Below are 12,421 nucleotides of genomic sequence, written 5' to 3'. Positions count from 1 at the left end.
ACGGCATCTCAACCTCCTCGGTCAACAACAAGCCGTCCGCTGCCTGCCCCTACCTCTCCGCGATCATGCCCCGCACACGAAGAAGCCCCTGCTCATCGAACAGGGACTCCCTTTGCCACAACGCACTTAGAGGCCGGGCCCCCAGCGTGGGACGCGGGGATACAGCGCGTATCCAGCGCCGCGTCCGGCGGAAAACGGCTGGGCCCCGGGGATCAGCGCGACCGGCCTGTGGCAGGTCAGCGGCAGGTCGGAGCTGTCGTGGGACTGCCGTTACATGCGCGAGTCAGGAGTTCTGTGCGACGGCTGTGGGGCAGGGGGCGCGCCAGGCGCCGAGTTCGAGACGTTTCTCCATGGAGCTGAGGCCGAGCCGGCCCGATTGGGCGCAGAAGCGGCTTGGAGGCAGGTTGTACTCAACGTGGAAGACGGCCTTGCCGGCGGCGATGAACGGCTTGAGCCGGGCGCATTCGTCGAACTCCGCGCACTGCTCGTTGACGGCGAAGTCGAAGTCGCCGAGGAGCTGCGGGATCTGGTCGAGATCGTTCTTGAGGCCGACCGCCATGCCCCGGTCATGGGCCAGCTTCGCGATCATACGATTGAAGGTCAGCTGGTCGGCGGCGGTGAGCTTGAAGCCGGTGCGATTGCGGTAGCCGTCGGTGTTGTCGGGCTCGACGGCATCGAAGCCTTTCGTCCGGCAAATGTCGAACCGCTTGGCCATCAGCGGGCGGAGGATGGCGGTACGGCGGATGTCCAGCCAGCGCTCGCCGTCCCAGCCGTTGGACCGGCCCAGGACCTTCTTGGGGAAGGCGGCTGCGTCGGAGCGGAAGTCCTCCCAGGCGCCGACGCTGATGTAGCAGATGGCCTTGCGGCCGCGCCGGTGGAGTGCGGCGACGGTAGCGGCGGTGTTGTCGAAGCCGTCGATGTCGTATACGGGAACGTCCGCCGCGAGGCTGACCTTGCCGCTGAGCTGCCACTGCCAGGCGGTACGGGGCTGCGGCTGCCAACGGCGCGCCGCCGGGGCGGCGTCGGTGCCCGTCCCCGTCCCCGTACAGGCGGCCAGCCCGGCCAGGGCGGCCAGGGCGCTGAGCAGCGCCGCCTTCAGGCGGGTGTGGATCATGGGACTCACCCTATTCCGGCGACCGCGAGCCTTAGGGCCTGTCCGGCAGGTCTGTTGACTCGATGGTGGCTTCGATGGAGTTGAGCAGTTCAGCGAGATCGGACTGTTGCTGTTGATCGAGGCTGCCGAAGATCCGGCGGAGAACCTGTTGGCCGGCGGCGGTGCCGGGCCTGCAGGCCGCCGGGGCTCCCCGCGCCCGCGCCCCGCGATGGGCCGAGCACCGACAAGTTGGCGATCACCGCCTGGCCGACCTGGCGTGAGAGGAACGCGTAGTGCAGCCACTGGCGGTCCATCGGGTGGCACAGCGATGCGTCGGGGAAGGGACCCACTGGGCCAAATGACGCCAGATCAGGGTCCCGGCGCGGTCCACCGCCACCCCGTACGGTTCATGCCGGGTGATTCCGCCACGTGCCCTCCACGTAGTGACCTGTTGTCCAGGGCACACCATGTCAGCGCCGGGCCGGGGCAGGCGTCACCCGAGTGCCCCAACCTTCATGGTCATTCCACAGGTGAATCAATAGAGTAGGCAGAGATGACCATAAATCGACGCGGAGTCCTGCGGGGCGCCGCATACGCAGCCACCGCCGGAGCCCTCACGTCCGGCTGCGCGCCGAACGGGCGGCCGTCCTCCGCGAGGGCGAGCAGCGCCACCCCGACCTCCCCGGCCGCGTCGCCGTCCAGCGCGTCCGCCGCCCCGGTGCTGCCCGCGCAGATCACCCATGGGCCGCGCGACCGCCCGCGCGTGGCGCTCACCTTCCACGGGCAGGGCGAACCGGCGATGGCCACCGCGCTCCTCGCCGAGGCGGAGCGGGCCGGGGCGCGGCTGACGGTGATGGCGGTGGGCCAGTGGCTCGACGCCAATCCGAGTCTGGCGCACCGGATTCTGGACGGGGGGCATGAGCTGGGCAATCACACCCAGAGCCACCGGGACATCGATGCGATGGGCGAGGCGGCGGCGTACGCCGAGATAGCCGGCTGCGCGCAGCGGCTGCGGCGGCTGACCGGCTCGGAGGGCCATTGGTTCCGGCCGTCGCAGACCCGGTTGGCGAACGCGCTGGTGGAGCGGGCGGCCCGCCGCGCCGGATACGCGCACACCCTCTCGTACGACGTGGACTCCCTGGACTACACCGATCCGGGGGCGGACGCGGTACGCAAGAACGTGCTGCGGCAGGTCCGCCCCGGCTCCGTGGTGAGCCTGCACCTCGGGCACGCCGGCACGATCACCGCGCTGCCCGCCATCCTCGACGGCCTGCACCAACGCGGGCTCAGCGCTGTGACGACGACGGAGCTGCTGACATGACGCGGATACCGATACGGCCCCGGGTGCGCCCCCTGCCCGCTGTGGCCCTCGCCATCACCTGCGCCCTCACCAGTGGCTGCGGGCTTCTGGGTTCGGAGCCCAAGGCGGCCACCGGCCGGGCCTCGGCCTCGGCGAGAGCGACACCGTCGGTCCGGCCGACGGCGGCAGCGGCAGCAGCGGCCGGACTGCCGGGTATGCCGCCGCTGCTGGACCCGAAGGACCTCTACGCGGCGGACCGTCCCAACCAGCTCTCGCCCGTGGTGAAGAACTTCCCGTCCCGGGTGTACGTCCCGAACACCCAGTCCGACACGGTGTCGGTGATAGACCCGGCGACCTACAAGGTGATCAAGACGATCCGGGTCGGCCGCGAGCCGCAGCACGTCGTCCCTTCCTGGGACCTGAAGACGCTCTGGGTCAATAACGATCTCGGCAACACGCTCACCCCCATCGACCCCGCCACCGGCAAGGCGGGCAAGCCGGTGCCGGTGCACGACCCGTACAACCTCTACTTCACGCCGAACGGCAAGTACGCGGTGGTCATGGCCTCCATGGACAAGCAACTCGTCTTCCGCGACGCGCACACCATGCGGACGGTGAAGACCGTCCCCGTGACCTGCGAGGGCGTCAACCACGCGGATTTCTCGCCGGACGGCCGGTACTTCATAGTCTCCTGCGAGTTCTCCGGCGAGCTGCTGAAGGTCGACACCGAGCGGATGACGGTGATCGCCCAGCAGAAGCTGCCGATCCACGGCGCGATGCCGCAGGACGTGAAGATCTCCCCCGACGGGCGGACCTGGTACGTCGCCGACATGGTGGCCAACGGCCTGTGGGTGCTGAACGGCGACACCTTCGCCCGGCCGACCCTGCTGCGCACCGGGAAGGGCACCCACGGCCTCTATGTCAGCCGCGACTCGAAGTACCTGTACATCTCCAACCGTGGCGAGGGCTCGATCTCCGTACTCGACTTCGCCACCGGGAAGCTCGTCAAGAAGTGGCGGATCCAGGGCGGCGGCAGCCCCGACATGGGCGGGGTGTCGGCCGACGGCAAGGTGCTGTGGCTGTCCGGGCGGTACAACTCCGAGGTGTACGCCATCGACACAGGCACCGGCCGCACTCTCGCCAAGATCCCGGTCGGCCGGGGCCCGCACGGCCTGGCCGTATACCCCCAGCCGGGCCGCTATTCGCTGGGCCACACGGGGATCTTCCGGTGAGGGAGACGCCCCCGGCACGCGACTGGGCCCTGTCCGGCGGGTCATGAAGGGCCCCTTCGCCGCCGCGTGCCCGCCGCGGCCCCCAGCTACCGCTGGCAGGCGCCCCCAACGCGGCGGGCGCCCATGATCCGCCGGACAGGCCCTAGGGCCTGTCCGGTCGATCTCCGTGGAGGAAGGAGCGGGATCTGGCGCCTGTGATCGCAAGGCGGAGGAGGGAGGCGACGCGGAGCGTCGTCGACCGACGACAACGCCGCGAGCGCTGGTGCCAGGGCACGCGACGCCGCGGAGATCGACCGGACAGGCCCTAGCGCCCCCCGCCGGAGGCGGCCCGCGCGAGCCGGGTCGCCGCCGCCGCGCGCGGGGCGCTGCCGTCGCGCCAGGAACGGCAGGGGTGGACGGAGTTGGCGAGCAGCACGAGGAAGGTGTCGGTGTCCGGGTCCAGGACCATGCTCGTCCCGGTGAAGCCGGTGTGCCCGGCGGTACGCGGGCCGGCCAGCTCGCCCATGAACCACGGCTGGTCCAGCTCGAACCCGGTGTAGGGGCCGCCCGCGTCCAGCAGGGCGCGGCAGAGGAGCGCCAGGTCCCAGGCAGTGGAGAAGAGCCCGGCGTGTCCGGCGACTCCTCCCATCGCGTAGGCGTTCTCGTCGTGGACGGTGCCGTGCACCATGCCGCGGTCCAGCCGCCCCCAGGGCCGGCGCTGGTCCTCGGTGGCCGCGATCCGGGGCCGCCAGGACGGCGGCGGGTTGTAGCGGGTGTCGGCCATGCCGAGCGGCACCGTGATCCCGTCCCGTACGAGGGTGTCCAACGGCTCGCCGGTGACCCGCTCCAGCGCCACTTGCAGGGCGATGAAGTTCAGGTCGGAGTAGACGCGCACCGTGCCGGGGGCGTGCAGCGGCTGCTCGTCGTAGAGCATCTGCAGCCGTGCCCGGCGGTCCGGCGCCTCGTAGAACGGCAGCTCCGGCCGGAAGCCGGAGGTGTGGCCGAGGAGATGCCGCACCGTGATCCCGGGCCGGAACTCCGGCAGGTACGCGTGGACCTGCGTGTCGAGCCTCAGGTGGCGTACCGCCAGTACCGCTGTGAACAGCTTGCTGAGCGACGCCAGGTCGAAGACCGTGTCGGTCCGCATCGGCACCCACCGCTCGGGCGGCAGCTCGACGCCCCGGTCGGCGCTCTCGTCGTACGAGGCGTAACGCACCGCCCAGCCGACCGCCTCGTGCAGCGCGACGACGGGCCCGCGCCCGGCGAGCACGACCGCGCCCGCGCACCAGGGGTGCGCGGGCGGCGGGCACGCACCCAGGTATGCCTTCAGCTCCGCGACGAGCGCGCGCAGCTCGTCGGCGCGCAGCCCCGCCTCAGGGCAGGTACCTTTCGACAGCTGCGGCGCCATGCTCCTCCAGGGCTTTGCGGGCCTTCTCGATTCGCGCCGGGGTGAGTTCGCGGCCGGAGGCCATGACCAGATCCTCCGGATCGACCATATGTTCGGATCCCGTGTGAAGACAGCTGTCCGCCGTCTTGAAGGCCCACTTGCTCTCGTCGCTCGGCTCTGACATCGCTGCCTCCAGAGGGCCGTCCTACCGTGCATCCACAGTACGTCGCCGGGGGCGGCAGAGCCCGGCGAAGCAGGCTGCGGCCGCCAGCGCGCTGACCAGCTGTACCACCGCCATCGGCACCGCCGTGTGCTCGCCGGTGACGCCGACCAGCGGCGAGGCGATCGCGCCGATGAGGAAGGACGAGGTCCCGAGCAGCGCGGAGGCGGAACCGGCGGCGTTCGGGGTGCGCATCAGCGCGAGGGCGCTGGTATTGGGGAGTACCAGGCTCATGGCCGTCATCAGGACGAAGAGCCCGGCCGCCACCGGGACCAGACCTGCCTTGCCGAGGACCCCGGTCGTCATCACCAGCAGCGCCACCGCCGCGAGCACGATGATCCCCAGGCCGATGCCCAGCACCAGGTCCAGGCTGACCCGCCCGACCAGCACCTTGCCGTTGAACTGGCCGACCACGACCAGGCCGATGGAGTTCAGCCCGAAGAGCAGGCTGTACGTCTGCGGGGAGGCCCCGTAGATCTCCTGGACGACGAAGGCGGAGGCGGAGACATACGCGAAGAGCGCCGCGAAGGTGAAACTGCCGGTGAGCAGATACCCGGCGAAGGGCTTGTCGGCGAGCAGCCCGCGCATCGTACCGAGGGTCTCGCCGAGGCCGCCTTCATGCCGGCGGCCGGGTGGCAGGGTCTCGTGCAGCCAGCGCCAGACGACCAGGGTGAGCGCGATGCCGATCACGGTCAGGACGGCGAAAACGCCCCGCCAGTCGGTGACGCGGAGTATCTGGCCGCCGATGACGGGCGCGATGATCGGCGCGACGCCGGAGATCAGCATCAGGGTGGAGAAGAACCTGGCCATCGCGAAGCCGTCGTGGAGATCGCGGACGATCGCGCGGGCGATGACGATCCCGGCGGCGCCGGCCAGCCCCTGGAGCAGCCGGAAGACGATCAGCAACTCGGTGGTCGGCGCGAACACGCACACGGCGGTGGCGAGGACGTAGATCACCATGCCGATGAGCAGCGGCCTGCGGCGCCCCCACCTGTCACTCATCGGCCCGACGACCAGCTGGCCGAGCGCCATCCCGGCCAGGCACGCGGTGAGCGTGAGCTGGACCGTCGCGGCCGGGCTGTGCAAAGACTTGGTGACCTCCGGCAGGGCCGGCAGATACATGTCCATGGACAGCGGCGGCAGCGCGGTGAGCCCGCCGAGTACGAAGGTCACCAGCAGGCTGGTGCGGCGCTGTGCGGTCGGCTCGGCGGCGGTCCCGGCGTGCTCGGCGCGTCCTGCCGACATTGACGGGTCCGGTGTGGATATATGGTCGGGCGGGGTCGGCCCGGCTTCCGGCATGCGGTTCTCCATGATGGGTTGGGTCGTCCTCTATGCTCTCAGGGATTTCCTGAGAGGTCGGACCATTTGTTGGGGGCAGGGCCGTGACAGCAAAGATCCGGTGGGGCGTTCTGGCGACCGGTGGGATCGCCGCGTCCTTCACCGCCGACCTCCTGAAGATGCCCGACGCCGAGGTCGTCGCGGTCGGCTCGCGCAGCCTCGCCTCCGCGAAGACCTTCGCGGACCGCTTCGGCATCCCGCGCGCCTACGGCAGCTGGACCGAACTCGCGGACGACGAAGGCATCGACATCGTCTACGTCGCCGGCCCGCACTCCGCGCACCGCCCCGCCGCGGGCCTGTGCCTGCAGGCCGGGCGGGCCGTGCTGTGCGAGAAGGCGTTCACGGTGAACGCCTTCGAGGCGCGCGAACTCGTCGACCTCGCGCGGCACCAGGGGCTCTTCCTCATGGAGGCCATGTGGATGTACTTCAACCCCGTCATCCAACGTATGACCGAGCTCGTCCGGGACGGCGCCATCGGCGAAATCCGCACCGTCCACGCGGACTTCGGCCTCGGCGGCCCCTTCCCGCCCGAACACCGGCTCCGCGATCCCGCGCAGGCCGGCGGTGCGCTGCTCGACCTCGGCGTCTATCCGGTCTCCTTCGCCCATCTGCTCCTCGGCGAGCCGGACGAGGTACGCGCATGGGCTCATCTCACCCCCGAAGGCGTCGACGACAACACCGGCGTCCTCCTCGGCTACGACACCGGCGCCCTCGCCCTGCTCAGCTCCTCACTCAGCGCCGACACCGCCCAGACCGCCTCGATCACCGGCTCCACCGGGCGCATCGAATTCCCCCGCGGCTTCTTCAACACCGACCGCTTCGTGCTGCACCGGCCCGACCGCGACCCCGAATCCTTCACCGATCCGGCCGTCCCCTCCCACGGCCTCCGCTACGAGGCCGCCGAAGTCATGCGCTGCCTCCGCGCCGGCGAGCTGGAGTCCCCCTTCGCTCCGCTCGACTCCTCCCTCGCCGTCATGCGCACCCTCGACGCCATTCGGGATCGCATCGGCGTCCGCTATCCCGGCGAAGCCTGATGTCGGGCGCGGCAACGATGCCGAACGTTTACCGTCGCATTCACACCCGGAACTGACCGCTTTTCGTTCTCTTGGATGACAGGTACGAAGAACGGCCGATACGCCCGACTCCGTACGATTACGTGGGGCCATGCACATCAGGACCACACCCCGCACGTGCCCCATACCGCGCCCACCGATCCCTGGGCCGGCACCGAGGCCGGGACGGCGACCGGGATCGAAATCCCTCAGGAAGCCGGCCCGATATCCGCGACCGCGACCGAAACCGCCCCTGAGTCCTGCCCGGAGCCCGGGCCGGGCCCCGGCCGGCTCCGCATACGTCACGATCACCCGGGTAGCCGACGGGTGCGTCGGCGAGACAGCCAGCAGGGCCCGACAAGGACGACGATGCCGACGCGTGCGGGCCCATGCCTGATGCGGGAGTTCCGATGACCCAGCCCCGACCGCCCGAGCCGCGGCCCATTCCCACTCCGGGCCCCGATCCGGTGCCGCCGTTTCCCGACAAGCCGGGGCCCGACCCCATGCCCCCGGTTCCGGAGCCCGAGCCGCGCCCCGCACCCGGGCCACCGCTGCCTGTGCCGGAGCCCGGACCGGCGCCGGGACCGACGCCGGAACCGTCACCCGCCTAGAACTTCACATCCGTTCGATCTTGATGTAGCGCACGATGTCCGACGCGTTGAAGGCGATCGCCGTGACGGCGGCGGCCGTCATGACGAATACGGCGGCGCGGACGACGCCGGCGGGGATGCAGATGCCGTTCTTCATGGGTGTGTCACCTCCTTCAGGGCCTCCGGAACGACAAGGTCGTCGAGGGGTGTGAGGGGGTCCCGGAGCAGCGCCCGGACCATGTGCCGCAGCAGCTCCACGGCGGGGCCGATCGCCTCGCGCACCGGCGGGCTGAGGCCGACGGTCACGTCGGCCTCAGCCCCGTCCATCCGCGTCTGCGGCTCACAGCCGAGGACGAGGATGCGGGGAAGGGTGCCGTCACCGAGTTGTCCCGCCAGGGCCAGCACCTTGACCGGATCCATGGCATGGGCCTCGGGGGCCACCGCGCGGTCCTCGTCGTTCCCGGGTCCGGGTTCGATGACGCACAGGGCGCCGGGGCGGTCGCCGCGGGGTGCGGCGTCCACGAGTACGGCGGTGTCGTAGCCGTCCAGCAGCCGGTAGGCCAGGTCCATGCCGCGGATGCCGAAGTCGGCGACATGCACGCCCTCGGGCAGCGGCTCGCGGCGGACCGCGGTGATGACTTCCGGGCCGAACGCGTCGTCCGCCAGGAAGATGTTCCCGATGCCGGCGACCAGCAGGCGTGCCCGCGCCGGGACTTCGCAGAGGCCGGCGTCCTCGGCGGCCGGTTCCAGCTCCTGCGGGGAGAAGAAGAAGCGGTGGCCCAGGCTGGTGGTGAAGTCGCGGCCCATGTCGCCGTCCAGGAGAACGGTGACATGGATCCGCCCCTCCATGTCCTCCTCGACGCTGTCGATCTCCGCCGTCCGCCCGGCCAGCGCCAGGTCGAAGATGTCGCCCCGGCGCCCGGGACGCAGCCGCACGCGGCTGCCCCGGCCCAGCGTGACGCCGTCCACCACGACGGTCCGTACCGTGTCGTCCCTCATGCGTCCTCCAGCGGGCGGCCGGCCCGTGTCCTTCCGTGCAGGGCCATGAGTTCGTCGGGGCCGAGAGCGGCGCAGCGGTCCAGGATTTCCCGGGCCCTGGGGTCGCAGGCGCGGGCGTCCTCCCTTTCCTCGTCGGACATGCTGAGGACGCTGAGGATGAGGAGCTGGTCGATCTCCAGGCCGTCGAAGAGATCGCCCGGGCTCTCCGGTGCGACGGCCGGGAAGTCGTACAGCGTCACCGGCGAGGAGAGCACTGTGCTCGCGCGTTGCCGGCTGCTGCCGGGGGCCGGTTCGCCGGCGGCCACGAGGACGGGCCAGGTGCCGGCGTTGTCGCAGTCGGCGGCAGCCTGCCGCAGGTGGTCAGGCGGGTCGGTGAGCGAGACGAAGTGGCCGCCGTCGGCGTCCAGCACGGTGTGGGTGGACAGGAAGGCGTACGCGGCCGTCTCGTCCCGGGCCCCGAGGGCCGCGGCGGGCAGCGGCGGGCACGGGGTGGTGTTGAGGATCCGGACGGTCAGCCTGAAGGCGCCGTCCGCCACCGGTACGGCCTCGGTCTCGATGGTGCCCGTGAGCCGCTTCCAGCTGCGCAGCACTGTGCCCGCCCGGTGGCCTGCCGGGTCGGTGAGGGGTTCCTCCGCCTGGCCTTCGGGTACGTCGATGGCGGTACGGCAGGCAAGGGCGGGGGCGGCGGGTGTCCGGGGCGGCAGGACGATCTCGCGCTCGGTTGCCTCCTGCCAGCTGACGTACCGGCGGTCACCGACGGTGAGTTCCTCCACCGGCTCGGGGCCGTGCGGTCCTTCCCGCAGGACTCGGCGGTCGACGAGGTGCAGGAACCGGATCCGTACGCCGACGGTCGTCGCCGGGCCGGCCTCGATCAGTACCTGGGTCCGCATGCCGGCGGGTTCGCCGAGCTCATCGGCGCAGGACTGCGGGAAGACTCCGCCGAACGTCCAGCGCCGGGTGTTCTTCAGGGCCGACTTCCGGTAGGGCCAGAGCAGATAGCCCTCGTACAGGCAGGTGCGGGCGATCTTCTCCACGGGGTCTACGGCGTCCATGGCGCTCCTGCCGTGTCGTGGGGAATCGGCGGCTGGGCCCGGTCCAGGAGACTGTGGACGGTCTCGTCCCAGCCGGGCAGGACCTGCCGTGCCCGGTAGGCGCTGAGCCGGTCGTGGGCGTCCTTGGACAGCCGCAGCCAGGTGCTGCCTCCGTAGTAGCGGTCGATCAGGCCGTGCCAGAGCTGGGCGGACAGCTGGTAGGTGGTGTCCTTGGCCCAGGAGATCTGGGCGGTGCGCAGGGCGCCGTCGGGTGCCGTGTGGAAGATCGTCCCGCTGAACAAGAAGTCCAGGGGTACGTCGCCGTCGCGGACGGCGTGGAAGTACTTGGTGATGGCGAGTTCCGCGTCGGTGCTGCACGGCACGGGGAGATCGACGGTGATGGAGCCGTCGAAGGGCGGAACGACAGTGGTGATCTGTGTCCATGCCAGCGGCCGCAGGTTGGTGCCCCACTTTTCGGGGGCACCGAACAACTCCGCCATGGCGCTGTGGGGGACGGTGTCGTACCGGCGGCGGGTGGCGGCGATCCGGATGCCGGTGGTCAGGTTGACGGACCGGACAGGGCCGCCGCCGCTGCGGGTGATGGCGACGCGGAACATCAGCGTGGGCACGGCCGCGAAGGGCACGGGCTCGGCGAGCGCAACGGTGAAGCCGAGGTCGGGGCTGGCCTGCGCCGCCGCGCCGCCGCTGTCGCCCGGTCGGGGTGCCGCCTGCTGCTCGGATACGGTCATGCGGGTGAGAGGTTGGGCATCACGGGCAGGATGGCGTTCTTCGGTTCGGGGTTGATGCCGGTGGACCGCCGGGCGTCGGACAGTCCGCCCGGCAGATGGCCGGGGTTGCGTTTGCACAAGCCCCGGTGGTTGCCCTGGCGGACGCCAGGGATGTGTGCCGTACCGTCGGTCCTGATGTCGGGTTTCCCGACCTTGATCTCGGCCATGCCGCCTCCTCGGTCGCTTCCTGCGGTTCTTCGACTCTTCGGTTCTTCAGTCCCTCGCGGACAGTTCCGCGAAGAATCGTTCGACCTGGTCCCAGACCTCGGACCCACCGCCCAGGCCCTTCCAGTGGGTACGCACCAGTGCCACCAGCCGGTAGCAGTCGTCCAGGGGGACGAGCCAGTGCTCCTGCGCTCCACGGGAGCGGTTGACCAGCAGGGCCTGCACGTCCTCCTCCAGCTCCGCGATCGCCGGGGCCGTCCGGGTCATCTCCTGCCAGGCCTGGGGGTCCACCGTGGAGCGCAGTGCGCCCAGCGGGCTCGGATACCCGGCTGTGACCGGCCCGTCGGCGTGGCGCACGAAGAAGGCCAGATCGACGGGGACGCCCAGGGACACCCACAGCAGGTCGTCGATGCCGCAGTCATCCAGGCGGCGGGCCCCCGTCGGGATGAGCCGGTAGTGCCGGCCCCCTGCGGACTGCCGGTCGAAGAGCAGCGCGCAGGCGCGGCAGGCGCAGTTGATCGCGTCCGCGGGTACGTCGAGGAGATGGCGGTGCTCCGGGGCCAGCGGTTCGGCGCACAGGTCGCAGCGCTCCCGCCCGTCGCCGACTCCCCGGGACGAGGCGCCGGTGGTGCGCGCCGCCCGGGCGAGGCCGCGCAGCCGGGAGTCGGACGCGGGAGCGGGCATGGTGCTCACCGGGTCGCCGTCGGCTGGCCGCGGAAGAGGTCGGCGACGGGGATCAGGGTCTGCGGCGACGGCTCGGCCTCCGCCGTCGTCACCTGGACGATCTCCGGCGCCGCGCGGGTCACCGCCTCCCGGACGGCCAGTTCCAGGGTCGCCGCCGACGACTTGCAGCCGTTGCACGACCCGTGCAGGCGGACCCGGGCCACCGTCCCTTCCACGGCCAGCAGTTCCACGTCGCCCCCGTGCGATTTCAGGTAGGGGCGTACGTCCTCCAGGGCCCGCTGCACCCGGGCCTCGACGGAGTCCGGGTGCAGGTCGTGTACCAGCAGCAGGTGGCTGACGAGTTCGTCGGACAGCAGGGCCGTCAGCAGCTCGGACCCGGATGCCGACGCGGACACAGCGTGGCTCATGACGCGGTCCAGGCACTCTCCGTAGAGCTCTACGAGGGCTTGCAGGGCTTCCGTGGCGTGTGCGCGGGCCGCGTTGTCCGGCAGTGTCTCCAGCCGGGACAGCTTCTGCTCGGTCCGGGCGACGTGCTCGCGAGCGTCGTGGTCTTCCCAGGGCAT

General features: G+C 71.0%; 13 protein-coding genes and 1 pseudogene. 3 read left to right on the top strand and 11 right to left on the bottom strand.

The genetic code is table 11. From position 1 onward, the window contains the following. Nucleotides 1-283 precede the first annotated feature (283 nt). Nucleotides 284-1,114: an endo alpha-1,4 polygalactosaminidase gene (locus FCI23_RS05565; RefSeq protein ID WP_136722282.1), complete on the bottom strand. Its 831-nt coding sequence runs from the start codon at nucleotides 1,112-1,114 to the stop codon at nucleotides 284-286. A 532-nt stretch (nucleotides 1,115-1,646) separates the two neighbouring features. On the opposite strand from FCI23_RS05565, the gene FCI23_RS05560 reads away from it, so the two are divergent. Then, nucleotides 1,647-2,414, top strand: a complete 768-nt coding sequence (locus FCI23_RS05560; RefSeq protein ID WP_136722281.1) for a polysaccharide deacetylase family protein — start codon at nucleotides 1,647-1,649, stop codon at nucleotides 2,412-2,414. Continuing rightward, on the top strand, nucleotides 2,411-3,625 hold the full coding sequence (locus FCI23_RS05555) for a YVTN family beta-propeller repeat protein (protein WP_136722280.1): 1,215 nt from the start codon (nucleotides 2,411-2,413) through the stop codon (nucleotides 3,623-3,625). Before FCI23_RS05560 ends, FCI23_RS05555 begins: the two co-directional genes overlap by 4 nt. Nucleotides 3,626-3,950: 325 nt before the next feature. On the opposite strand, the pseudogene FCI23_RS05550 reads toward FCI23_RS05555, so the two are convergent. The 3 genes and pseudogenes from FCI23_RS05550 to FCI23_RS05540 all read right to left on the bottom strand — a co-directional run. Beyond that, nucleotides 3,951-4,946: pseudogene (locus FCI23_RS05550) on the bottom strand (serine hydrolase domain-containing protein); the annotation flags it as partial. A gap of 31 nt (nucleotides 4,947-4,977) precedes the next feature. Next, nucleotides 4,978-5,175, bottom strand: a complete 198-nt coding sequence (locus FCI23_RS05545) for a hypothetical protein (protein ID WP_136722278.1) — start codon at nucleotides 5,173-5,175, stop codon at nucleotides 4,978-4,980. 21 nt (nucleotides 5,176-5,196) lie between these two features. After that, nucleotides 5,197-6,522 (bottom strand): multidrug effflux MFS transporter, encoded by a 1,326-nt coding sequence (locus FCI23_RS05540; protein ID WP_136722277.1) that lies wholly within the window; start codon nucleotides 6,520-6,522, stop codon nucleotides 5,197-5,199. 71 nt (nucleotides 6,523-6,593) lie between these two features. On the opposite strand from FCI23_RS05540, the gene FCI23_RS05535 reads away from it, so the two are divergent. After that, nucleotides 6,594-7,583, top strand: coding sequence for a Gfo/Idh/MocA family protein (locus FCI23_RS05535; RefSeq protein ID WP_246143377.1), 990 nt, complete (start codon nucleotides 6,594-6,596; stop codon nucleotides 7,581-7,583). 633 nt (nucleotides 7,584-8,216) lie between these two features. Here FCI23_RS05535 and FCI23_RS62280 read toward each other — a convergent pair. The 7 genes from FCI23_RS62280 to FCI23_RS05500 are packed head-to-tail and all read right to left on the bottom strand — an operon-like array spanning nucleotide 8,217 to nucleotide 12,421. After that, on the bottom strand, nucleotides 8,217-8,348 hold the full coding sequence (locus tag FCI23_RS62280; protein ID WP_265737721.1) for a hypothetical protein: 132 nt from the start codon (nucleotides 8,346-8,348) through the stop codon (nucleotides 8,217-8,219). After that, nucleotides 8,345-9,190 (bottom strand): hydrogenase maturation protease, encoded by an 846-nt coding sequence (locus tag FCI23_RS05525; RefSeq protein ID WP_322973802.1) that lies wholly within the window; start codon nucleotides 9,188-9,190, stop codon nucleotides 8,345-8,347. The genes FCI23_RS62280 and FCI23_RS05525 overlap by 4 nt, the downstream gene beginning before the upstream one ends. Further along, the gene (locus FCI23_RS05520; protein ID WP_136722275.1) at nucleotides 9,187-10,242 is read right to left on the bottom strand and encodes a hypothetical protein; all 1,056 of its coding nucleotides are present in this window, start codon (nucleotides 10,240-10,242) and stop codon (nucleotides 9,187-9,189) included. The genes FCI23_RS05525 and FCI23_RS05520 overlap by 4 nt, the downstream gene beginning before the upstream one ends. Continuing rightward, a complete protein-coding gene (locus FCI23_RS05515) occupies nucleotides 10,230-10,970 on the bottom strand; it encodes a DUF6084 family protein (RefSeq protein WP_211265215.1) in 741 nt (246 codons plus the stop codon). The genes FCI23_RS05520 and FCI23_RS05515 overlap by 13 nt, the downstream gene beginning before the upstream one ends. Beyond that, a complete protein-coding gene (locus FCI23_RS05510; protein WP_136722274.1) occupies nucleotides 10,967-11,176 on the bottom strand; it encodes a hypothetical protein in 210 nt (69 codons plus the stop codon). The genes FCI23_RS05515 and FCI23_RS05510 overlap by 4 nt, the downstream gene beginning before the upstream one ends. Nucleotides 11,177-11,222: 46 nt before the next feature. After that, nucleotides 11,223-11,858, bottom strand: a complete 636-nt coding sequence (locus FCI23_RS05505) for a DUF5947 family protein (protein ID WP_246143395.1) — start codon at nucleotides 11,856-11,858, stop codon at nucleotides 11,223-11,225. 5 nt (nucleotides 11,859-11,863) lie between these two features. After that, nucleotides 11,864-12,421 (bottom strand): NifU family protein, encoded by a 558-nt coding sequence (locus tag FCI23_RS05500; protein WP_136722273.1) that lies wholly within the window; start codon nucleotides 12,419-12,421, stop codon nucleotides 11,864-11,866.

Origin of the sequence: Actinacidiphila oryziradicis (assembly GCF_005047355.1) — a bacterium.
Lineage (GTDB): Bacteria > Actinomycetota > Actinomycetes > Streptomycetales > Streptomycetaceae > Actinacidiphila > Actinacidiphila oryziradicis.
This window is presented reverse-complemented; position numbering and strand designations above follow the sequence as displayed.